Origin of the sequence: Microbacterium atlanticum (genome assembly GCF_015277815.1) — a bacterium.
GTDB lineage: Bacteria > Actinomycetota > Actinomycetes > Actinomycetales > Microbacteriaceae > Microbacterium > Microbacterium atlanticum.
The window spans coordinates 2990599-3012343 of the sequence record NZ_CP063813.1 but is presented as its reverse complement, the minus strand read 5'-3'; the positions used below and the strand labels follow the sequence as shown (position 1 = coordinate 3012343).

The window sequence follows — 21745 nt, the reverse complement described above, 5'->3', positions numbered from 1 at the left end:
GCCCCGCCGACATCCGCACGCCGCCGGGTCACCGCTCGAGCGACGCGAACCTCTCGATGTCGGAGTTCGTGCCCGACACGATGATGAGGTCGTGGTTGGTGACCACGGTGTTCGCCTCGGCGTAGCGGAAGGGCTTGCCCGGGCTCTTCACGCCGACGACGGTGACGTTGTACTTCGTCCGCACCCCCGACTCGTTCAGGCCCACGCCGCGGATGAACTTCGGCGGGTAGAGCTTGGCCAGCGCGAAGTCGTCGTCGAACCGGATGAAGTCCAGCATCCGTCCGCTCACGAGGTGGGCGACACGCTCGCCGGCCTCCCGCTCGGGATAGATCACGTGGTTGGCGCCGACGCGCGCGAGGATCTTGCCGTGCGACTGCGACACCGCCTTGGCCCAGATCTGCGGCACCTTCAGGTCGACGAGATTGGCCGTGATGAGGACGGATGCCTCGATCAGCGAGCCGACGGCGACCACGGCCACCTGGAAGTCCTGGGCGCCGATCTGCTTGAGCGCATCGATGTTGCGCGCGTCGGCCTGCACGGTGTGCGTCACGCGCTCGGACCACTTCTGCACCAGGTCGAGGCTCTCGTCGATCGCGAGCACCTCCCGGTCGAGCCGGTCCAGCTCCCCGGCGCAGGCGGCGCCGAAGCGACCGAGTCCGATCACGAGCACGGGCGCGTCGCCCCTGATCCGCTCAACCAACGATCGGCCTTTCGACAGGCAGCGAGTACAACTGCGAACGGGATGCCGCGGCCACCGCCGCTGCGAGTGTCACTGTACCAACGCGCCCCATCACGATCGTGATCGCCAGCACATACACAGCCGGATCGGGGAGCGTCTCGGTGAGGCCGGTCGACAGGCCGACGGTGGCGAAGCCGGAGATGACGTCGAAGAGGACGTCCCCGAGGTCGGCCTTGGTGATCTGCGTGATGATGATCGTGGAGATGGCGACGATGGTCGCGCCCCACGCCACCACGGACAGCGCGACCCGGAGCACGTCGCTGGGGATGCGCCGTCCGAACACCTGGTTCGAGGCGCGTCCCTTCGCCTCGGAGACGACCGCGAGCGCGATGACCGCCAGCGTGGTGACCTTGATGCCGCCGGCGGTGGAGGCCGACCCGCCGCCGACGAACATGAGCATGCATCCCACCAGCAGGCTGGACTGGTTGAGCTCGCCGATGTCGAGGATCGCGAACCCGCCTGATCTCGTCATCGCCGACAGGAAGAACGCCTGGAAGGTGGTGTCCCACGCGTCCTCGGTGCCGAGCGTGAGCAGGTTGTCGTACTCGAGGACGAGGAAGACCGCACCGCCCGCGAAGAACAGCAGCACCGTGGTGATGAGGGTGAGCTTGGCGTGCAGCGACCAGCGGCGCACGTGCCACAGCTCGCGGCGGAGCGTGTAGATGACCGGGAACCCGATCGAGCCGAGGAAGACGCCCGCCATCAGCGCGGTCAGGAAGAAGTAGTCGTGGCGGAACGGCTCGAGGCCCTCCGCGTTGGGGGTGAACCCGGTGTTCGTGAACGCCATCGCCGCGTAGAACGGGGCCTCCCAGAGCGCCGCATGCCACGGGACGCCGGCGAGGATCAGACCGGGGAAGAGCAGCACCGCGATGATCGCCTCGATGACGAGGGTCGACAGCGCGACCGTGGCCAGCAGGCTGCCGATCTGGCCCAGCTGCACCGTCTGGCTCTCGTTGACCGGCCCGCCGTGGGTGCGCAGCGGATTCGAGTCGCTCGCGGCGATGAGCTTCGCGCGCAGCCCGAGCCGGCGCGAGATCACCAGGCCCAGGATCGAGGCCAGCGTGAGCACGCCCAGAGCGCCGATCTGCACGCCGACGAACACCAGCACGTGACCGAAGGGCGACCAGTGCGTGGCCATGTCGACCGTGGCGAGCCCGGTGACGCAGATCGTCGAGACGGCGGTGAAGAAGGCGTCGGCGAAGGGGGTCACCTGGCCGTCCGCCGAGGCGATCGGCAGCGAGAAGAGCCCGGTGAACACCAGGATCAGCGAGAGGAAGATGATGATCGCGAACCGCGCGGGGGAGCGCTGGGTGAGCTCGCGGAAGAACTCCACGACGGCGTGGCCGATGACGCGCAGGCGGAGTCGAGGTGCGACGCGGGCGCCTCGCCTGCCATCCGTCATCTGGACTCCTCCGCGTCGCCGGCCACCTGCCCTCGGGGGCGGGGCGCCCTCATGGTACTCCGCAGGGGTCCCGACTACTCTGAGCCTATGGCGGACATCTTCGACGTGATTGCGGACAGAACGCGTCGCGACATCCTGCGACTCCTCCTCGACCGCTCATCCGCCGGAGACCGGGGCACCAGCGTCTCGCACATCGTGACCGAGCTCGGCGCCAGCCAGCCGACGGTCTCGAAGCACCTGAAGGTGCTGCGCGACGCCCACCTGGTGTCGGTGCGCGAAGAAGGGCAGCACCGCTACTACAGCCTGTCCGCAGGCCCGCTCGACGAGGTGGACGACTGGCTCGTGCCCTTCCTCGACGACGGCGCCGCCGAACCCGGCGACGGTGCCGCGGCTGCGCTGCCGGACGGCGCCGCGCACGCGGCCGAGGTGGTCGGCCGCGCGGCGGCATCCGCCAAGCACGCGCTGGAGAACGCGCTCCGGCGACTGCCGGGCCGGTGACCGGCCCGGCGACGGCGATGGCTCAGCGCCGCCCCGCCTTGCGCCGGAAGAGCCACGCGCCCCACGCGAACGAGACGATCAGGATCGCCAGGCACCAGCCGACCGCCCACCACGCCGCGTCACCCATCGGGGTTCCCATCAACAGACTCCGCAGCGCCTCGATGATGGGCGTGACCGGCTGATTCTCCGCCGCCCACTGCAGCCACTCGGGCATCGTCGAGACCGGGACGAAGGCGCTGGACAGGTAGGGCAGGAACAGGATGATGAACCCGTAGCCGTTCGCGGCCTCGGGGCTGCCGGCGGCCAGGCCGATGGCGGCGAACAGGTAGGTGATCGCGAGGATGTACAGCGCGATGAGCGCGACAGCGCCCAGCCATCCCCAGAGATCGGCCGTCGGGCGGAAGCCGACCAGCAGCGCGACGCCGATCACGATGCCCGTGGCCAGCAGGTTGCGCAGCAGGCTGGCGACGACGTGGCCGGTGAGCACCGCGCCGGATCGCAGCGGCATGGTGCGGAAGCGGTCGATGATCCCCGCCTTCATGTCGTTGGCGACATACACGGCCGTGGAGGCGGCGCCGAAGCCGGCGCACAGCAGGATGATGCCCGGCACCACGTAGTCCACGTAGCCCCCGGAGGGATCGATGGCCCCGCCGAAGACGTACGTGAAGAGCACCATGAGCAGCACCGGCAGCATGATCGCCATGACCAGCGACTCGCCGTCACGCATCGAGTGCAGCAGGCTGCGACCGACGAAGACGCTCTCGGCGGTGAGCCCCGAGATGCGCGGGCGCACGGCAGGGGTGGGGGCGACGGCGGTCATGCGAGCTCCTTGGCGGTCTCGGCGGTCGTGCGCACCGCGCCGCGGCCGTCGGGGGAGGTGAGGGTGAGGAAGACGTCGTCGAGGCTCGGCCGCCGCAGGGTGACGACGCCCTGGGTCCCCGACTCGTCGAGCACGTCCAGCGCCCGGCGCAGGCCCGACACCGAGCCGTCCGTGGGAACCTCGCGCAGGAGTGCGCCCTGCGCGTCGTGCACCTGGACCGCGTCGCCTCCGACCCGCGCCTTCAGCTCCGCGGCGGTGCCGCTGCCGACGACCCGTCCGCCGTCGAGCACGGCCACGCGGTCGGCCAGCTGATCGGCCTCCTCGAGGTACTGGGTGGTGAGGAAGACCGTCGTGCCCGCGTCGGCGAGCGAGCGGATGACGTCCCACAGCTCGCGCCGGCTGCGGGTGTCGAGGCCCGTCGTGGGCTCGTCCAGGAACAGCACCTCGGGGGCCACGACGAAGCTCAGCGCGAGGTCGAGGCGTCGGCGCATGCCGCCGGAGTAGGTGCCGACGCGGCGGGTGGCGGCATCCGTCAGTGCGAACTGCTGCAGCAGCTCGGCGGCGCGGGCTCGCGCGGCGCGACGTGAGAGTCCGGAGAGCCGCCCGAGCATCACGAGGTTCTCGGTACCGGTGAGGGCGTCGTCGACCGCGGCGGCCTGCCCGGTGAGGCTGATGCGACGCTGCACCTGTTCCGGTGCGGCCGTCACGTCGAAGCCGGCGACGACTGCAGTTCCGGCATCGGGTCGCACGAGGGTGGTCAGGATGTTGATGGTCGTCGTCTTCCCCGCCCCATTCGGGCCGAGCAGAGCGAAGACCTCCCCTCGCTGGACGTCGAACGACAGGCCGTCGAGCACGCGCTGGCGACCGAACGTCTTGCGGAGTCCGTCGACCGCGATGACCGGTGGAGCGGTGGGGGAACGCATGGCAGTCCTTTCGAGTACGGCATAAACTGTTTATAGCGGTAACTGTTTATCACACCCTCGCTATGTGTACAAGGTAAACAGTCCTAGACTGACCGCATGTCCGACGCAGCCGAGCCCGAGCTTCCGCGCGGCATCGCCTTGGCCTGGGGCGTCGCGGCGACTCCGCAGCGGGGTCCGAAGCGCGAGATGAGCGTGGAGCGGATCGTCGAGGCGGCCGTCGAGATCGCCGACGCGGAGGGGCTGGGGGCGGTCTCGATGGCGGCGGTCGCGGCGCGGCTGGGGTTCACGCCGATGTCGCTGTACCGGTACGTCAGCGCGAAGGACGATCTGGTGCTCCTCATGCAGGAGGAGGCGACGGGCGCGCCGTCGGAGGCCACCCGCACCGCAGGGGGCTGGCGGGAGCGCCTCGAGGCGCTGTACCGCGAGCAGCTGCAGCACTACCTCGCCCACCCCTGGGTGCTCGAGATCCCACTCTCCGGCGTGCCCGCCACGCCCAACAGCGCCGCCTGGATGGATGCCGGCCTCAGCGCGCTCGCCGAGACGCCGCTGTCGTACGAGGAGCGCCTCGCCGTGATGCTGCTGGTGACGGGGACGGCGCGCTGGGCGGGCACGGTCCTCACCGCGTACGCGCGGGTCGAGCGGGAACAGGGGCTGCGCGACGACGAGATCGCCCGCCGGGAGGACGCGATGTTCCGTGCGCTCATCACGGCGGACGCCTACCCGGAGCTGCGCGCGGCGATCGAGGCCGGCGCGTTCCTGGACGAGTCGGACCCGTTCTCGTTCGCCCTCGCGCGCGGGCTGGAGGGAGTCGCGGACTACATCGGTGCGATCGGGGCCGGCGCACGTCCCGCCCGCGAGTCCTGGTTCGCACCCGACGACGCGGACATCGCCGACGACAAGAGCTACCGGGAGGCGCAGCGGGCCGTCCGCGCCGCCGAGAAGGCGCTCCGTGACGCCCGCAAGCTCGAGCGGCAGGCCGCCCGCGAGGCGCGCGAGCGCCGGGCGCGGCAGCGGTCCGAGACGTGAGCGCGCGCATTCGCACCATCTGCCACACGAGTTGACATCGGCCCCGGTTTACACGCTGGTCTACGTCCGTCTAAAGTGATCGCAAGACGTCTGGGGAAGGGGATCGACATGGCGGAACTGCCCGATGTGCGCTTCCTCACGGTGGCCGAGGTCGCCGAGCTGATGCGGGTCTCGAAGATGACGGTGTATCGCCTCGTCCACTCCGGCGAGCTGCCGGCCGTGCGCTTCGGCCGCAGCTACCGCGTTCCCGAGTCCGCGGTGACCGAGGCCCTGCAACGGCCGATCGCCGACGTCGGCTAGACTGTTCCGAGGCATTTTCGTATCTGCCCGTTCCCGGGCGCGCACACGCCGCGCCCAGACCCCGACATTGTGAGGTTTTCCGTGGGTTCTGTCATCAAGAAGCGCCGCAAGCGCATGGCGAAGAAGAAGCACCGCAAGCTGCTTCGCAAGACTCGCCACCAGCGCCGCAACAAGAAGTAAGCGGTATCCGCACCAAGCGCCCCCACGGCGCTGCGCTTCGACAAGCTCAGCACCGGTCGGAAGGGGGCGCTTCGTGTCTGCGCGGTCCGCGTCCCGAGAGGCATCCATGAAGTCCATCACCGTCCAGCAGCTGCGCGAGCGCACCGGCGTTCCGCTGATCGACGTGCGCGAGGTCGACGAGTTCGCCGCCGGGCGCGTGCCCGGCGCGATCAACATCCCGATGTCGGCCCTCGGCGACCGGCTGCACGAGCTGCCCGACGGAGCCTTCGACGTCATCTGCGCCGTCGGTGGGCGCTCCGGACGCGTCGTCGAGGCCCTCGAGGCCCGCGGCTACGACGCGACCAACGTCGACGGCGGCACCAACGACTGGATCGCCTCGGGCTACCCCGTCGAGCGCTGAGCCGCGCCGTGACGACCCTCACCCTCATCGGCAAGCCCGACTGCCACCTCTGCGACGTCGCCCGCGAGGTCGTCGAGACCGTCGTGGCCGAGCTGCCGGAAGATGCGGTCGAGGTCGAGGAGCTGTCGATCGCCGACGACGCCGCCCTCTATGCGCAGTGGTGGGAGAAGATCCCGGTCGTGCTCATCGACGGTGAGCTGCACGGCCATTGGCGGGTGTCGCCCGACCGCCTGCGCGCAGCGCTCAGCGGCTGAACCGTCCCGCGAGCCGCACGCCGTGCCGCGGCATCCGCTCTCCGGTCGTCAGGGCGCCAGGCGCGTGGGACCGCGGAAGAGGTAGGTGACCTCGCGGATCGAGTCCTGACCGAGCAGCAGCATGAGCACGCGCGCGAGCCCCATGCCGAACCCGCCGTGGGGCGGAGCGCCGTAGCGGAAGAAGTCGAAGTAGAAGTCCAGGTGCTCCGGCTCCAGGCCCTTCTCCCTGGCCTGCTCGATGAGCACGTCGACGCGGTGCTCGCGCTGCGCACCCGTCGTGATCTCGACGCCCTTGAACAGCAGGTCGTAGGACTTCGTGAGCCCGGTCTCGGCGTCGCGCATGTGGTAGAACGCGCGGATCTCGGGGTGGTAGTCCGTGATGAAAACGAACTGGTGGCCGTAGGTCTCCTCGACGTGCGCGGAGATCTGGCGCTCGCCCTCGGGGTCGAGGTCGCCGTCCGTGCGGGGGATCTCATAGCCGCGGCTCCGGACGATCTCGCGCGCCTCGGCCAGCGGGATGCGCGGGAACGGGATGGCGGGAACCTCCACGTCGAGCCCGAAGAGCTCCTGGATCTCGGCGCCGTGCTTGTCCTTGACCGCCTGGAACCCGGCCTGCAGCAGCTCCTCCTGCATGCGCGCGACATCCTCGTGCGAGTCGATCCAGCTGATCTCGGCGTCGATCGAGGTGAACTCGGTGGCGTGGCGCGACGTGAACGAGGGGTCCGCGCGGAACGCGGGGGCGATCTCGAAGATCTTGCCGAAGCCTGCCACCTGCGCCATCTGCTTGAAGAACTGCGGCGACTGCGCGAGGTAGGCGGTCTTGTCCTCGAAGTAGGGCACCTCGAACAGCTCGGCATTGGACTCGGATGCCGACGCCATGAGCTTCGGCGAGTGGACCTCGATGTAGTCGCGCTCGATCCAGTACGTGCGGAACGCGTGCTCCAGCGTGGTCTGCACGCGGAAGATCAGGTTGTTGCGGCGCTGGCGCAGGTCGAGGAATCGCCAGTCCATCCGCTTGTCGAGTCCCGAGTCGGCGGCGATCGGGGTCTCGGGCAGAGCGGATGCCGCGACATCCAGCGCCGCGATCTTGATCTCGACACCCCCGAGCTTCACGCGCTCGTCGTGCTTGAGGTCGCCCGTCACCGTCAGGAAGGTGCCGGTGGCGAGGGTGGAGATGAGGTCGGTGAGGGCGAGGGCGGCGGCATCCTGCTCCGCGCCGTCCTCGGCGGGACGCGTCGCGGGGTTGACCAGCTGCACCGCGCCGGTCTCGTCGCGGAGGATGACGAACTGCACCTTCTTCTGGTCGCGGACGGTCTCGACCCACCCGGAGACGGAGACGGGGCCGTCGGCGAGACCCTGCAGCTGGTTGACGAGGACGCGTTCACTCACGAGCGACAAGTCTAGGCGCCGCGGCTCGCCGGAGCGGTCGCGCTACGATGCGGGCATGACCGGCGCGTATCCCGGCGCTTCCGCCGCCGCCCCGCCCCCGGCGAAGCCGCCGGTGAAGACCCTCGATCTGATCGTCACCATCGTCCTGCTCGTGGCCGACGGCGTGCTGGCGGCACTCGCGTCGTTCATGGGCATCTTCCTCGTGATGGGCTCGGACTCCTGCGGCGTGCGGGAGTGCAGCACGGAGCTGATCACGCTCGGCTGGCTCATGGGCATGATCCTGCCCTGGGTGGCGTTCGCGCTGACGGTGGTGGTGGCGATCGTGCTGATGGTCAAGCGCCGGCTCGCGTTCTGGGTGCCGCTCGTCGGCGCGGCGCTCATCGTGCTCTCGCTGGTCCTCGCGTTCGCCGTCACCTCGTCGGGCGTCTCCAGCGCCTGACCTCCCCGCGGGAAGCCCCACCGGCATTCGGGGGTCTGCCCCCGGGATTCGCTCAACTTCGTTCCGTAGCGTGGTGTCGTCGCGTCCGGACGGTTCGCGGCCGCCGCCACACAGCTGCCACCGACGGACGGGAATCCGACGAATGACGAATGCGACGACGACCGCACCGGCCACCGACGGGTCGTGGCTGACCACGCTGTCCGACTGGGCGGTGTCGTTGATGGAAGTCATCGGGCCGATCGGCGCGGGTATCGCCATCGCCCTGGAGAACCTCTTCCCGCCGCTGCCGAGCGAGGTGATCCTGCCGATGGCGGGACTGGCCGCCAGCCGCGGGTCCTTCTCGCTCGTCGAGGCGCTGGTCTGGACCACCGCGGGCTCCCTGGCCGGCGCGCTGCTCCTCTACGGGCTGGGCGCGTGGCTGGGCCTCCGCCGCCTGCGCGCGATCGCGGCGAAGGTTCCGCTGCTGCACCCGGAGGACATCGACCGGACCGTGGCGTGGTTCGGGCGGCACGGCGGCAAGGCGGTGTTCTTCGGGCGCATGATCCCGATCTTCCGCAGCCTCATCTCGATCCCCGCGGGGGTCACCGGGATGCCGGTCTGGCGCTTCGCCCTGCTCACCGCGGCGGGCAGTCTGATCTGGAACTGCATCTTCGTGCTGTCGGGGTTCTTCCTCGGCGAGTCGTGGCACATCGTCGAGCGCTACGCTGACGTCCTCCAGTACGTCGTCATCGGCGTCTCGGCGCTCGCCGTCGCCTGGTTCCTCGTCGTCCGCATCCGCGCACTGCTCGCCGAGCGCGCGGGTGGCGCCGAGCCCGACCTCGACTGACGCTCAGCGGCCCCACAGAACCGGCCCACGTAGACTGGTGCGGTGCCCGCCGACCGCCTCCACCTCGTGCGCCACGGGGAGGTCCACAACCCCCGACGCGTGCTCTACGGGCGTCTGCCGGGGTTCGGGCTGAGCGAAGCGGGACGCCGGATGGCGCGGCAGGCGGCCGAATACCTGCAGTCGCTCGACCGCCCGGTCTCGGCGCTGGTGTGCTCGCCGCTGCAGCGCACCCAGGAGTCGGCCGAGCCGTTCACCGAGCTGTTCGGGCTCGAGCCGATCATCGACGAGCGCGTCATCGAGCCGACGAACGTCTTCGAGGGCAAGCGCATGGTGATGGCCCTCGTCAACCCGTGGAACTGGCGGCACCTCAGCAAGCCCGCGCTGCCCAGCTGGGGGGAGCCGTACGCCGACGTGGTCGGCCGCATGAACGCGGCGATGACCCATGCGTGGGACGCCGCCGACGGGGGCGACGTCGTCGTCGTCTCGCACCAGCTGCCCATCTGGATCACGCACCTCGCCGTGACGGGCCTTCCGCTGCGCCACGACCCGCGAGCGCGCCGGTGCGCGCTGTCGAGTGTGACCAGCTTCGAGATGGTCGACGGCACCTGGACCGAGACCGCCTATGCCGAGCCGGCATCCACGGCCGGCGCCGTGGACGTGGGGGCGGTATGACCCGTCGCGGGACGCGCCGGTCGAGGGCGCGGCGGGGGCGGGCCGCGGCATCCGCTCTCCTGGCCGTCGGGCTGATCGCGGGGCTCGCCGCGTGCGCGGAGGACCCGCTGGCCGAGCAGTACCGCTCCGGCGACAACAAGGGGTTCGTCGCGGCGGACGGCTTCCGCGTGGTCGAGATCCCGGCCGCGGAGCGCACCGACCCCGTGCAGTTCGAGGCGGTGCTCGACACCGGCGGCACGACCTCCAGCGCCGACTACGCCGGTGACGTGCTGGTCGTCAACTTCTGGTACGCCGGCTGCGCGCCGTGCCGCGTCGAAGCTCCCGAGCTCGCCGCCGCCGACGCGTCGTTCGAGGGTCAGGACGTCTCGTTCCTGGGCGTGAACCTCTACGACGGCGCGGAGGCCTCGCGCGCCTTCGCCGAGACGTACGGCGTCGAGTACCCCAGCGCTCTCGCCGTCGAGGACGGCTCGATCAAGCTCGCCTTCGCGGGGGAGACGCCGCTCAACGCCGTTCCGGTGACGCTCGTGCTCGACCAGGACGGCCGCGTCGCCGCCCGCCTCGTCGGCCAGATCGAGGACGCCTCGATCCTCGAGACCCTCGTGCGCGAGATGCTGGAGGAGACGTGAACCTCGGCGCGCTGGTGGCCGACGGGTCGCTGCTGGTCGCCGTCCCCATCGCGATCCTCGCGGGGGCGATCTCGTTCCTGTCGCCGTGCGTGCTGCCGCTCGTGCCGGGCTACCTCGGCTTCATCGGCGGAGCGGTGAGCCCGCGGCCGGCGGCGGAGCCGTCGAAGACGCGCGCAGAATCGGCCGAATCGGTCGCCGCGGCGACGGAACCCGGGACTTCGCCCGCTTCTCTCACGCGCGAGACGGTGGCCGTGGGTGCAGACCCCGACCCAGCTCCCGGCCGCGGCCGCCTCGTGCTCGGCGTGGCCCTGTTCATCGCCGGCTTCACCGTGGTGTTCGTCAGCATCGCGATGCTGGGCGGCACGCTCGGCCGGTTCCTGGTGGAGTACGCGGACCCCATCACCCGCATCCTCGGCGTCGTCATCATCGCCATGGGCCTGGTCTTCATCGGCTGGTTCGGCGCGGCGCAGCGGATCGCCCGGCCCCAGGTGCGCGGCAGCCTCGGGCTCGTCGGCGCGCCGCTGCTCGGCGTCGCGCTCGGGATCGGCTGGGCGCCCTGCATCGGCCCGACGCTCGCCGTGATCCTCACGATGGCCTTCGACTCGGGTTCGGCGGCGCGCGCCGCCCTGCTCGGCGTGGCGTACTCGCTGGGCTTGGGCATCCCGTTCCTCCTGCTCACCCTCGGCTTCGGCTGGGCGACGAAGTCGGTGTCGTTCGTGCGCCGTCACATCCGGCTCGTCAACCTCGTCGGCGGCGCACTGCTCATCGTGCTGGGCCTGCTGATGGTGACGGGGGTCTGGACGGCGATCATGGCCCAGCTGCAGGGGGTGTTCGCGAGTGTCCCGGCCCCGCTCTGACGCCGCCGGAGAGTCGACGATCGACCCCGCGGACCCCGCGCCGGTCGAAGGGCCGCTGCGCCCGTCGGACCACGCCGACGGCGCGGCATCCGATCCGTCGTCCTCCGAGGTCGGCTCGCCCGCGCTCGGCGTGACCGGCTGGCTGCGGTGGGGCTGGCGGCAGCTCACGTCGATGCGCACCGCGCTCGTGCTGCTGCTGCTGCTGGCGATCGCCGCCGTGCCGGGGTCGCTCGTGCCCCAACGGAGCGCCGACCCCAACGGCGTCCGCCAGTACTTCGTCGACAACCCCGACCTCGCACCGGTGCTCGACAACCTGAGCCTCTTCGACGTCTACACGTCGCCGTGGTTCTCGGCCATCTACATCCTGCTGTTCGTCTCGCTCGTGGGCTGCGTCATCCCCCGCACGAAGCACCACTACAAGGCGATGCGGGCAAAGCCGCCGCGCACGCCGGCACGGCTGTCGCGGCTCGACGCGCACCGCTCGGAGGTGCTCGAATTCGGCGACGCGCCGGATGCCGAAGCCGCCGCCGCGGCCGCGATCGACGCCGCGCGCGCTCAGCTTCGCAAGGCGGGATACCGCGTCGAGCGGTACGACTCGGCCGGGACGCTGTCGGTGTCGGCTGAGCGGGGCTATCTGCGCGAGACCGGCAACCTCGTCTTCCACGGCGCGCTGGTCGGGGTGCTGCTCGCCGTCGGCATCGGTGGGGGCTTCACCTACACCGGGCAGACGGTGATCATCGAGGGTCGCACCTGGGTCAACACCATGCTCGACTACACCTCGTTCAACCCGGGGCGGTTCGTCGACGAAGACGCGCTCGAGCCGTATGCGCTCACACTCGACGAGTTCGCGCTGTCGTACGTGGCGCCGGGACAGCAGGGGGCGGGACAGGCCGGCGACTTCGTCGCGCGACTGACGACCCAGTTCCCCGACGCGGCCGCCCAGCAGGGCGAGGTGCGGGTGAATCACCCGCTGGAGATCGCCGGCGACCGCGTGTACCTGATGGGCAACGGCTACGCCCCGACCATCACGATCCGCGACCCGGAGGGCGAGGTCGTGTTCTCGGAGTCGGTGCCGTTCCTGCCGCAGGACGACAACATGACCTCGCAGGGCGTCGTGAAGGTGCCGGACGGGCTGCGTGATCAGGTCGGGCTCGTCGGCTTCTTCTACCCGACCGCGCAGGAGCTCACAAACGGCGCGTTCACCTCGGTCTACGGCGACCTCGAGTACCCGATGCTCACGTTCTGGGTGTACTCCGGCGATCTGGGGATCAACGACGGCATCCCGCGGTCGGTGTACACGCTCGACCCGAGCGAGATGACCCAGCTCGCCGGGGGCGACTCGGGCGCCGAAGCGCTCGAGCTGATGCCCGGCCAGACGGTCGACCTGCCCGACGGGCTCGGCACGATCTCGTTCGACGACGAGTCGCCGGAGGGTGCAGCCGACCTGAAGGAGTCGGTGAAGCGCTACGTGTCGCTGTCCATCCACCGCGATGCGTCGGCGACGTGGGTGCTGGTGTTCGCCGTGCTCGCGACCGCAGGCCTGCTTGCGGCGCTGTTCGTCCCGCGCCGGCGCATGTGGGTCAGGGCCGCCGCCGACGGGCACACCGTCCGGCTGGAGTACGCCGGCCTCGCCCGCGGCGAGGACCCCGCCCTCGACGCCGCCGTCGCCCAGTTCGCCCAGCAGCATCTGGCGTCGCTCGGCGAACCCTCGCCTTCCGCATCGCCCACTTCGCAGGATTCCGGGCCCGAGAACCGCAGCGTGCGCGATTCGAGAGCCGGATCCGCCCCCGACGTAGACTGAGGAATCATGCCCGACGCCTCCCCACTGACCCTCGACTCGGTCTCGGTGCTCCTGGTCTGGACGGCCATCGCGGTCTACGCGCTGGCATTCATCGCGTACGCCGTCGACCTCGCCCGCCGCGGTGCCATGGCCGTCGACACGAAGAATGCGGCGACGAGCAGCGTGCGCGAGCGCGAACTGGTCGCCGCCGGCGCCGGGCGCACGGGCGAGGCGCAGCCGCTCCGTGAGCAGGGGCCGGACGCCGCCCTCAACGCGCCGATCGGTCGTCGTCAGCGCCTGGTGTGGGCGCGCATCGGCACGTCGCTGACCGTGCTCGGGTTCCTCTTCCACCTCGGCGCAGACATCACCCGCGGCATCGCCGCCGGTCGCGTGCCGTGGTCGAACATGTACGAGTTCGCCCTCACCGGCACCCTCCTCATCGTCGCGGTGTACCTCGCGGTGCTGCTGCGCTACGACCTCCGCTTCCTCGGCACGTTCATCACCGGGCTCACGGTGGTGCTGCTGGGCGGCACGGCGATCTGGTTCTACACCGACATCGTCCCGCTCATGGACCCGCTGAAGTCGGTGTGGCTGGTCATCCACGTCTTCGTCGCGTCGCTCGCGACCGCGCTGTTCGCGCTGGCCTTCGGGCTGTCGGTGCTGCAGCTCATGCAGGGCCGCCGCGAGCGCAAGGTCGCCGCGGCCGAGCGTGCGGAACGGACGACGGATGCCTCGGCCGAGGCATCCGTCCCCCGCACCGGTCCGCGCTTCCTGCGCACGCTGCCCAGCGCCGACACCCTCGAGTCGCTGGCGTACCGGTTCGCGATCCTCGGCTTCATCTTCTGGACCTTCACGCTCATCGCCGGATCGATCTGGGCCAACGACGCGTGGGGCCGCTACTGGGGCTTCGACACGAAGGAGGTCTGGACCTTCGTGATCTGGGTGCTGTACGCCGGCTACATCCACGCGCGTGCGACGCGCGGCTGGCGCGGAGCGCGCTCGGCGTGGCTGTCGATCATCGGGTTCACGGCCGTGATCTTCAACTTCACGATCGTGAACATGTTCTTCAAGGGCCTCCACGCCTACTCCGGGCTGAGCTGACGGGTCCTCCCTGAGCTGCAGGTCCCGGCGGGATCGCCGGTGGCGCCGTGTCAAGCCCGTTGGCGACGCCACGCGCGTCCGCGACAGTGGCCGGACGCGAGAGGAGAACCATGAGCGATCCGACACCCCACGAGCGTCACGCCGACGACGCCCGCGCCGACGAGGCGCCCCCGACCGACGCGGTCACCGACGAAGTCCGCGAGGACGCCGCCGACGCGGAGGCCGGCGCCGCGGACGGCACCGGCCCCGAGGAGTAGCCCGGCGGTTGCGGGATCAGGCGGCGACCGGCGCCGCCTTCAGGAGCGCCCGGGCCGACGTGCTGCGGCGGCGGGCGACCACCAGGATCGTCGCGGCGAGCCCCAGCAGCGTCCAGATCACGAGACCGGTGAGGGCGGCGCCGACGCCGGACACCGACGTGAGGGCGGCGAGCATGCCGTTGTAGGCGGGCGCGGTGGGCAGGAGGCCCGCGACGCTCGAGAGCACGCCCGGCACCGTCGAGACCACGCCGGTCGCCATCGCGAACACGCCGACGAGGGCCGAGATCCACCGGCCGCCGCCGCTGAACACCGCCACGAGCGCCTGGTTGACCGCGGCGAAGGCGATCCCCGCGATCACGCTCACGAGCGCGAACGCCGACCACTGCGACCATGAGTAGGAGGCGGCCAGCTGCACGACGCCTGCGACCAGCAGGCCCTGCAGCGCGCCGAGACCCGCGGCCGGGGCGAACGTGCGCAGGGCGAGAAGGGCCGACGGGGCCCGTGAGGTGAGCGCGCGGCGGGAGACGGCCTGAAGGGCGATGAAGGTGCCCAGCCCGCCGAACCAGAGGGCGAGCGTGGCCAGCAGCGGAACCGCCGACGCGCCGAAGAGCGACGTCCCCAGGCCTTCGGCTGCGACCGGGTCGGCGACCACCGAGGCGAGGTCGGTCGCCTCGTCGTCAGTGTAGGTGGGGATGGACTCGGATGCCGTCGTCAAGCCGTTCGCGAGCTCTCCGGTGCCGTCGGCGAGCTGTGCCACTCCATCGGCGAGGCTCGTGGCGCCGTCGGTGGCCTGCGTGGCACCGTCCGCGAGCTGGGAGGCGCCGCCGGCGAGGCCGTTCGCGCCGTCCTGGATTCCCGCGGCGCCGCCGGCGAGCTCCCCGGCGCCCGCAGCGGACTGGTCGATTCCACCGGCGAGCTGCGAGAGCCCGCCGCTCAGCGCGACGACGTTGGCGCCGATGTCGCGCAGCTGCCCCGCGAACTCCGCCGTGGCGGCGGTGTCGAACGCCCGCAGCCCGCCGGCGGTTCCCTGGGCGGCCTGCTGGGCGCCGGCCGCCGTGCGCTGTGCGATCGTGGCCTGGGTGACGAGATCCACGCAGAACTGGGGGTCGGTGCTGACCGCGAAGCACCCGCCTGCCAGCTCGAGCGTCTTTGCTGCGGCCGCCTCGGTGTCGCCGGCGAGCGTCGCGCTCAGGTCGGCCCCCGCGTCCAGCTCGTCCGGGACGAGGCCGCTCTGCTCCAGCTGCGCCGCGCCGCCGGTCACCCCGTCGGCCAGCTGCTGCGCGCCCCCCGCGGCTTCGCGCGTCTTGCCCGCGATCGTCGTCAGGCCGCTCTGGAGGGAGCTCGCGCCCCCGGCGAGCTGACCGGCGCCGCCCGCGAGCTGCGAGGCGCCGTCCGCGAGCTGTGCGTTGCCCTCGGCAAGCTGCGAGAGTCCGCCGGGCAGCTCGGCGGCGCCGTCGGCCGCCTGCGTCGCACCGTCGGCGAGCTGCGTCGCGCCGTCCGCGGCGGTGCCCAGCTGCTCACCCAGCGTCGTGAAGCCCAGGAACACGTTCTCGAGGTAGACGGTCGACAGCTGCGTGCCCATCGTCGTCGCCGCCGCCGAGGCGACCTGCGCGGTGATCGCATCGTCCACGATCAGGCTGTCGGGCGGGGTCGTCACCTCGATGGTCGCCCGCTCGGGGGTCTCGCCGGGCTGGGTCGAGGTGGCCGCGGCGGAGAAGTTCTCGGGGATCGTGATGACCGCGGCGTAGGTGCCGTCGGCGAGTCCCTCCTCGGCGTCTTCGGCGTTGGAGATCGTCCAGGTGAGATTGCTGTCGAGCTCGTCCGAGCCCTCGACGAGCCCTGCCGTCAGCTGGCGGCCGAGCGGCACCAGCTGCCCGTCGATCGTCACCGGCTCGTCCTCGTTGACCACGGCAGCGTTGAGGCTGTCGAGGCGCTCGACCGGGTTGTACAGCGCGGCGACGAGGATACCGCCGATGACCACGGGGAGGAGGAGCACCCCGATGAGCGTCAGCCACGTGATGGGGCGGCGCGAGCGGGCGCGTTCGATGGGGAGCGTCATGCGGTCACCTCTGCGGAGCGAGTGGTCTGAGTGCTGCCGGCGTGCAGGGCGATCGCTGCGACGTCGGGGCGGTGCGCGTCGGCGAGGAGCGCGAGGGCGGCGCTCTCGGTGCGCGAGGTCAGGACGAGGGTGAGGCGGGCGTCCGATTCCGTCAGCGAATCGGTCGCGTCGCGCAGGAGCGCCGCGGCCTGGTCGCGCTCGGCGGCGTCGAGGGCGTCCACCCCGTCGATCACGACGACGCTCGCCCGCCCGCCGAGGGCGCGCCGCAGCGCGGGCAGGCGGTCGTCGGCGTCGCCGAGGAGGGCGAGACCTGCGTGGGCGCGCACCCACGCCGCGCGCTCGGGCAGCAGGTGGCCGGCGACGCGCAGCCGGCCGTCGGTGGGGGCCAGGCGGCCCCCGACGGTCAGCGCGAACGCGCGCGCGGCGCGCGGGTCGCCGGTGGCGATGAGGGTGCCGCCGGGCTCCACCCGGAACGACGCGCCCTCGAAGAGCACGACCTCGCCGGCAGGGCCGCCGGCGTCGGCCCGCACGCCCACCCCGTCGCCGACGACGACGGCCGTCGTGTCGGCCTCGGGCCACGTCGCGAGGGCGAGCTCGCGCTCGACCGCCTCCCCTTCGATGTCGAAGTGGGGGAGGATGCGCTCCAGCCAGCGCGGCATCCACCACGCGTTGTCGCCGAGCAGGGTCATCACCGCGGGCACGAGCGTCATGCGGACGAGGAACGCGTCGACGGCGATCCCCACCGCGAGGCCGAGGGCGATCGGCTTGATGGAGGAGTCGCCCTCTGGCACGAACGCCGCGAAGACCGCGAACATGATGACGGCCGCCGCGGTCACCACCCGGGCCGAGGCGGTGAAGCCGGAGCGCACCGCGCCGACCGCGATGTCGCGGCGGCTGCGCGCGGCGTGGCCGCGTGCGCGGCGCGCATGCACGTAGTCCTCGCGCATGCGGCTGACCAGGAACACCTGGTAGTCCATCGCCAGGCCGAACAGCACGCCCATGAGGATGATCGGCATGAAGCTGATCACCGGGCCGGTGCGGGTCACGTGCAGCAGATCGGCACCCCAGCCCCACTCGAAGACGGCGGCGACCACACCGAACGACGCGGCCACCGACAGCAGGTACCCCAGCGCGGCCTTGATCGGCACCCACACGGAGCGGAACACGATCATCAGCAGCACCAGCGACAGGCCGACGACGAAGACCCCGAACGGCAGCAGGGCGGCGCCGAGGCGATCCGAGATGTCGATGCCGACGGCGGTGAAGCCGGTCACCAGGAGGTCGACGCCGTACTCGTCCTCGAGCTCGGGCGCGAGCTCGCGCAGCGCGCGGACGAGGTCGGCGGTCGCCGGGTCGTCGGGCGCCGTCTCGGGCACGATCTGGATCAGGCCGGTGTCGGCCGTCTCGTTCGGCGTCGCGAGGGCGACCTCCTTCACCCCCGGGACCTGCTCGATCTCGGCGGCGAGGTCCGCCATGAGCCCCAGGGGGTCGGTCGAGGTGACGATCGTGCCCGTCATGATGAGGGGGCCGTTCGCGCCGGGCCCGAAATGCTCGGCCGTGAGGTCGTACGCCTGCCGCGCCTGACTGGACTCGGGCTGCACGCCGGCGTTGGGCAGCGCGAGGGCCAGGCTCGCCGCCGGGATCGCCATGATCCCGAGGGTCACCACGACCGCGATCGTCGTGATGAGCGGATGCCTCGTGATCAGCATCACCCACCGGTTCGGCCTCTTGCCGGGGCCGGCATGGGGGTCCGCTTCCTGCTGAGGGTCCGCAGCGCCCGGCGTCCCCTCCTCGTCGGCGGCGGCGGCGTCGCCGCGGGTCGCGCGCGAAGTCGTTCCCAGCGGCATCCCGCGTCGCTTCCGGCCGTGGCCCCAGCCGACCACCCGGTCCTTGGCGAAGCCCAGGAGAGCGGGCGTCAGCGTGACGGCGACGACCACCGCGATCGCGACGGCGACGGCGGCCGCGATGCCCATCGTCGTCAGGAACGGGATGCCTGCGAAGCCCAGGCCGATCAGGGCGATCAGCACCGTGACGCCGGCGAAGACGACGGCCGAGCCGGCCGTGCCGGTGGCGCGCGCGGCCGACTCCTCCGGTGCGATGCCGGCGCGCACCTGGTCCTGATGCCGCGCGACGATGAAGAGGGCGTAGTCGATGCCGACCGCGAGGCCCAGCATGATCGCGAGCATCGGGGTCGTCGACGAGATCGACGCGAACGCCGTCGACACGAAGATGAGCGCGATGGCAAGGCCCACGCCGATGAGTGCGGAGACGAGCGGGAACCACGCGACCGCGAACGAGCGGAACGTCACGATCAGCACGAACAGCGCGATGAGCACACCCACGGCCTCGATGAGCGACAGCGCCGGAACCGACGTCGAGAAGAGATCGCCGCCCATGGCGACCTGCGATCCGTCCGGGAGGTCGGCGCGCAGGTCCTCGGCGACGTCCTCCAGCGCGGACTTGGTCTCGTCGGAGACGTCGGTGGCCTGGCCGTCGAACTGCAGGCGGATGATGGCGGCCGAGCCGTCGTCGGCGACCATGCCCGAGACCATCTCGTTGAACGGGTCGGTCACGGCGATCACGCCGTCGAGGTCTTCGAGCTGCGACACCGCCCCGTCGATGCCCGCCGCGTAGGGCCCGTCGTCGATGCGGTCGCCGTCGGCGGCGACCACGACGAGCTGGGCGCTGGTGCCGCTGGCCTGGGGGAAGCTGCGGTCGAGCAGCTGGATGCCCTCCTGCGCCTCCGTGCCGGGGATCGAGAAGGAATTGTCGGTCCCCTTCGCGAACACCAGCGCGCCGCCGCCTGCCAGCACGAGCAGCAGCACCCACGAGACCAGCACGCGCCAGGGGTGACGGTACGACCAGCGTCCGAGCGCATAGAGAAGAGTCGACACAGCGCCTCCGGTTCACGGGTGGAAAGGTGAGAGTCTTTCGATACAGCGCCGTATCGGATACATGAGTGTATCGTAAGACGGGTTGCCCGCCCGAAACTGAAGAGTCCGTGTGAGACTGGCGGGGAGGAGAGGACCGATGAGCGATACCGGTGTGGCCGAGGCGCCCGGCACCTCGCCCGGCACCTCGAAGCGGCGTGAGGCCACGCGTCAGAAGCTGCTGGATGCCGCGGCCGAGGTCTTCGCCGAGCTCGGCCTGGACGCGGCATCCGTCGAAGTCATCTGCGAACGGGCCGGCTTCACCCGCGGCGCGTTCTACTCCAACTTCGAGACGAAGGACGAGCTGATGCTCGCGCTGACCGAGCGCGTCGCCGGCGAGAAGATCGACGCGGTCGCCGCGCGCGTCGCCGAGCTGCAGTCGCAGGGACAGGACCTGGAGGCCGGTGCCCTGGTGCGCCAGCTGCTGGACGTGGCATTCGACCGCGAGCACGGCATCCTGCTCACCAGCGAGATCCGCACCCGCGCGATGCGCGACCCGCGGCTGGCGGCGACGTACGTGGCGTGGCAGGAGGGGATGGCCGAACGCGTCGGCTCGTTCATCGAGAGCCTCGCGCAGTCGTACGGCTTCGGGCTGCGGCTGCCCGCGACCGAGTTCGCCGGGCTCATCATGCAGACCTGGGAGGACGCGTGCGCGTACGCGGTGATGACCGGCCTCACCGCCGCGCAGGCGCATCAGCTCACGAACGAGCGCACGGCGCGCCTCGCGACGGCGCTGGTCGACCCCGCCTGACCGGTCGTCAGCCCGCCGCCGCCAGCACCGCGTGGCAGCGGGTGAGGCGATCCAGCCACCACTGCGTGCGGTCGGCGGATGCCGCGTGCGCGGCCAGCAGCGCCGGGTCGGGGTCGACGCGGCCGACGCTCAGGTGGCCGGCGTGCGGGATCAGCGGCGGGTCGACGACGTCTGCCGCCAGGAGCGCTGCGGTCCCCAGCCCGCAGTCGTAGTCGAGCTCGGGGAGGGCCGCGGCCAGGGCGACGCCCATCGAGAGGCCGATCGAGGTGTCGAGGGCGCTCGACACGACGGCCGGAAGCCCCGCTTCGGCGACGATGTCCAGCGCGCGCCGGATGCCGCCGAGCGGCTGCGCCTTGACGACCAGCAGATCGGCCGCGCCCGCGCGCGCCACGGCGAGCGGATCGGCGGCCTTGCGCACGCTCTCGTCGGCGGCGATGGGGATGCCCATGTACTTCACGCGCCGTCGCAGCTCGGCGAGCTCCTCGACCGACGCGCAGGGCTGCTCGGCGTACTCGAGGTCGAACTCGGCGAGCGCGTGGAGCGCCCGCTCGGCCTCGTCGAGGTTCCACGCCCCGTTCGCGTCGATGCGCACGCGCCCCTCGGGACCCAGTGCGTCGCGGACCGCGCGCACCCGCGCCACGTCGTCGGCGAGCCGCTGACCGGGCTCCGCGACCTTCACCTTCGCCGTGCGGCACTCGTCGAATCGCGCGAGCACGGCGGGGACGGATGCCGCGGCCACGGCCGGCACCGTCGCGTTCACGCCGATGGCATCCCGGCGGGCGGCGGGGCGCGGCACCCAGGCGTCCTCGATGGCTGCGCCCAGCCACGTGGCCGCCTCCTCGTCGCCGTACTCGGCGAAGGGCGAGAACTCGCTCCACCCCTCGGGGCCCTCGAACACCAGGGCCTCCCGCACGTCGACGCCCCGGAACCGCGTCACGAGCGGCAGCGCCACGACGCGCGCCCCAGCGAGGATCTCGGACAGCGGGGGGAGGGGCGCGGGTGTGCTCACCTGCCCAGTCTGCCCCGTCCGCCGTCCCATCCGAGGAGATCTGCCGAATCGAGGACGGAGGTGGCGGATGCCTCCTCTCACGCGCAGATCCCCTCCCTGCCGACGCGGCGCGCGCCGGCGACGATGAAGTGTGGTTGACAATGGTGTGCGTTACACAGTATCGTGTGGGGCATGAGCGAGTCCGAGGTCCTCGAGACCCACCTTCAGGAGCTGCGACGCGGCACGGTCGTGCTGGCCTGCCTGCGGCTGCTCGAGCAGCCCGGGTACGGCTACGGCCTGCTCGAGCAGCTGGCGGAACGCGGCTTCGCCACCGACACCAACACGCTGTACCCCCTGCTCCGCCGCCTGGAGAAGCAGGGATATCTCACGAGCGAGTGGAACACCGACGAGGCCCGGCCCCGCAAGTTCTATCGCGCCAGCGCCGCCGGCAGCCGGCTGGCGGCGGCCCTCATCGAAGAGTTCCACGCGATCGCCGCCGCGATCGACGCGCTGCCCGAGGAGAACTGA

General features: G+C 71.4%; 24 protein-coding genes. 16 read left to right on the top strand and 8 right to left on the bottom strand.

Features of this window, described 5'->3' with window-relative positions; genetic code table 11:
* Positions 1-28: 28 nt before the first annotated feature.
* Both IR212_RS13835 and IR212_RS13830 read right to left on the bottom strand, forming a co-directional pair.
* A complete protein-coding gene (locus IR212_RS13835; protein ID WP_194396455.1) occupies positions 29-700 on the bottom strand; it encodes a potassium channel family protein in 672 nt (223 codons plus the stop codon).
* The gene (locus IR212_RS13830; RefSeq protein ID WP_194396454.1) at positions 693-2141 is read right to left on the bottom strand and encodes a TrkH family potassium uptake protein; all 1449 of its coding nucleotides are present in this window, start codon (positions 2139-2141) and stop codon (positions 693-695) included. Before IR212_RS13830 ends, IR212_RS13835 begins: the two co-directional genes overlap by 8 nt.
* An 87-nt stretch (positions 2142-2228) precedes the next feature.
* Between IR212_RS13830 and IR212_RS13825 the strand changes: the two genes are divergently transcribed.
* Positions 2229-2639, top strand: coding sequence for an ArsR/SmtB family transcription factor (locus tag IR212_RS13825; RefSeq protein ID WP_194396453.1), 411 nt, complete (start codon positions 2229-2231; stop codon positions 2637-2639).
* Positions 2640-2661: 22 nt separating this feature from the next.
* Here IR212_RS13825 and IR212_RS13820 read toward each other — a convergent pair whose 3' ends face one another.
* Positions 2662-3459 (bottom strand): ABC transporter permease, encoded by a 798-nt coding sequence (locus IR212_RS13820; RefSeq protein WP_194396452.1) that lies wholly within the window; start codon positions 3457-3459, stop codon positions 2662-2664.
* The gene (locus IR212_RS13815; protein ID WP_194396451.1) at positions 3456-4382 is read right to left on the bottom strand and encodes an ATP-binding cassette domain-containing protein; all 927 of its coding nucleotides are present in this window, start codon (positions 4380-4382) and stop codon (positions 3456-3458) included. Before IR212_RS13815 ends, IR212_RS13820 begins: the two co-directional genes overlap by 4 nt.
* A gap of 96 nt (positions 4383-4478) precedes the next feature.
* Between IR212_RS13815 and IR212_RS13810 the strand changes: the two genes are divergently transcribed.
* The 5 genes from IR212_RS13810 (at position 4479) to IR212_RS13790 (ending at position 6542) form a co-directional block, all read left to right on the top strand.
* Positions 4479-5408, top strand: coding sequence for a TetR/AcrR family transcriptional regulator (locus tag IR212_RS13810; protein ID WP_194396450.1), 930 nt, complete (start codon positions 4479-4481; stop codon positions 5406-5408).
* Positions 5409-5516: 108 nt separating this feature from the next.
* Complete coding sequence (locus IR212_RS13805; RefSeq protein ID WP_019182077.1) at positions 5517-5708, top strand: helix-turn-helix domain-containing protein; 192 nt, start codon at positions 5517-5519, stop codon at positions 5706-5708.
* 81 nt (positions 5709-5789) lie between these two features.
* Positions 5790-5888: a 30S ribosomal protein bS22 gene (locus tag IR212_RS13800; RefSeq protein WP_003792170.1), complete on the top strand. Its 99-nt coding sequence runs from the start codon at positions 5790-5792 to the stop codon at positions 5886-5888.
* A 106-nt stretch (positions 5889-5994) separates the two neighbouring features.
* The gene (locus tag IR212_RS13795) at positions 5995-6288 is read left to right on the top strand and encodes a rhodanese-like domain-containing protein (RefSeq protein ID WP_194396449.1); all 294 of its coding nucleotides are present in this window, start codon (positions 5995-5997) and stop codon (positions 6286-6288) included.
* A gap of 8 nt (positions 6289-6296) precedes the next feature.
* The gene (locus IR212_RS13790; RefSeq protein WP_194396448.1) at positions 6297-6542 is read left to right on the top strand and encodes a glutaredoxin family protein; all 246 of its coding nucleotides are present in this window, start codon (positions 6297-6299) and stop codon (positions 6540-6542) included.
* A 48-nt stretch (positions 6543-6590) separates the two neighbouring features.
* Here IR212_RS13790 and aspS read toward each other — a convergent pair whose 3' ends face one another.
* Positions 6591-7931, bottom strand: a complete 1341-nt coding sequence (gene aspS, locus IR212_RS13785; protein WP_194396447.1) for an aspartate--tRNA(Asn) ligase — start codon at positions 7929-7931, stop codon at positions 6591-6593.
* Between aspS and IR212_RS13780 the strand changes: the two genes are divergently transcribed.
* The 8 genes from IR212_RS13780 to IR212_RS13745 all read left to right on the top strand — a co-directional run bounded on the left by IR212_RS13780 (position 7822) and on the right by IR212_RS13745 (position 14489).
* Positions 7822-8370, top strand: coding sequence for a DUF6264 family protein (locus IR212_RS13780; RefSeq protein ID WP_228479331.1), 549 nt, complete (start codon positions 7822-7824; stop codon positions 8368-8370). The genes aspS and IR212_RS13780 overlap by 110 nt on opposite strands.
* A gap of 142 nt (positions 8371-8512) precedes the next feature.
* A complete protein-coding gene (locus tag IR212_RS13775; protein ID WP_194396445.1) occupies positions 8513-9196 on the top strand; it encodes a DedA family protein in 684 nt (227 codons plus the stop codon).
* A 42-nt stretch (positions 9197-9238) separates the two neighbouring features.
* Positions 9239-9868: a histidine phosphatase family protein gene (locus IR212_RS13770; RefSeq protein ID WP_194396444.1), complete on the top strand. Its 630-nt coding sequence runs from the start codon at positions 9239-9241 to the stop codon at positions 9866-9868.
* Positions 9865-10494 (top strand): TlpA family protein disulfide reductase, encoded by a 630-nt coding sequence (locus tag IR212_RS13765; RefSeq protein ID WP_194396443.1) that lies wholly within the window; start codon positions 9865-9867, stop codon positions 10492-10494. The genes IR212_RS13770 and IR212_RS13765 overlap by 4 nt, the downstream gene beginning before the upstream one ends.
* Positions 10491-11351: a cytochrome c biogenesis CcdA family protein gene (locus tag IR212_RS13760; protein ID WP_194396442.1), complete on the top strand. Its 861-nt coding sequence runs from the start codon at positions 10491-10493 to the stop codon at positions 11349-11351. Before IR212_RS13765 ends, IR212_RS13760 begins: the two co-directional genes overlap by 4 nt.
* Entirely contained in the window at positions 11332-13152 is a 1821-nt protein-coding gene (resB, locus tag IR212_RS13755) for a cytochrome c biogenesis protein ResB (RefSeq protein ID WP_194396441.1), read from the top strand. Before IR212_RS13760 ends, resB begins: the two co-directional genes overlap by 20 nt.
* Before the next feature lie 6 nt (positions 13153-13158).
* Complete coding sequence (gene ccsB / locus IR212_RS13750; RefSeq protein WP_194396440.1) at positions 13159-14232, top strand: c-type cytochrome biogenesis protein CcsB; 1074 nt, start codon at positions 13159-13161, stop codon at positions 14230-14232.
* A gap of 110 nt (positions 14233-14342) precedes the next feature.
* Positions 14343-14489 carry a hypothetical protein gene (locus tag IR212_RS13745; protein ID WP_194396439.1) on the top strand — a complete coding sequence of 49 codons (147 nt, stop codon included), beginning with the start codon at positions 14343-14345 and terminating at the stop codon, positions 14487-14489.
* A 16-nt stretch (positions 14490-14505) separates the two neighbouring features.
* On the opposite strand, the gene IR212_RS13740 is transcribed toward IR212_RS13745, so the two are convergent.
* Both IR212_RS13740 and IR212_RS13735 read right to left on the bottom strand, forming a co-directional pair.
* Entirely contained in the window at positions 14506-16548 is a 2043-nt protein-coding gene (locus tag IR212_RS13740; protein WP_194396438.1) for a YhgE/Pip family protein, read from the bottom strand.
* Entirely contained in the window at positions 16545-19442 is a 2898-nt protein-coding gene (locus tag IR212_RS13735) for an MMPL family transporter (protein WP_194396437.1), read from the bottom strand. Before IR212_RS13735 ends, IR212_RS13740 begins: the two co-directional genes overlap by 4 nt.
* 136 nt (positions 19443-19578) lie before the next feature.
* Between IR212_RS13735 and IR212_RS13730 the strand changes: the two genes are divergently transcribed.
* Entirely contained in the window at positions 19579-20229 is a 651-nt protein-coding gene (locus tag IR212_RS13730) for a TetR/AcrR family transcriptional regulator (RefSeq protein WP_194396436.1), read from the top strand.
* Between the two features lie 7 nt (positions 20230-20236).
* Here IR212_RS13730 and IR212_RS13725 read toward each other — a convergent pair whose 3' ends face one another.
* The gene (locus IR212_RS13725; RefSeq protein WP_194396435.1) at positions 20237-21268 is read right to left on the bottom strand and encodes an o-succinylbenzoate synthase; all 1032 of its coding nucleotides are present in this window, start codon (positions 21266-21268) and stop codon (positions 20237-20239) included.
* 141 nt (positions 21269-21409) lie between these two features.
* On the opposite strand from IR212_RS13725, the gene IR212_RS13720 reads away from it, so the two are divergent.
* Positions 21410-21745, top strand: coding sequence for a PadR family transcriptional regulator (locus IR212_RS13720; RefSeq protein WP_194396434.1), 336 nt, complete (start codon positions 21410-21412; stop codon positions 21743-21745).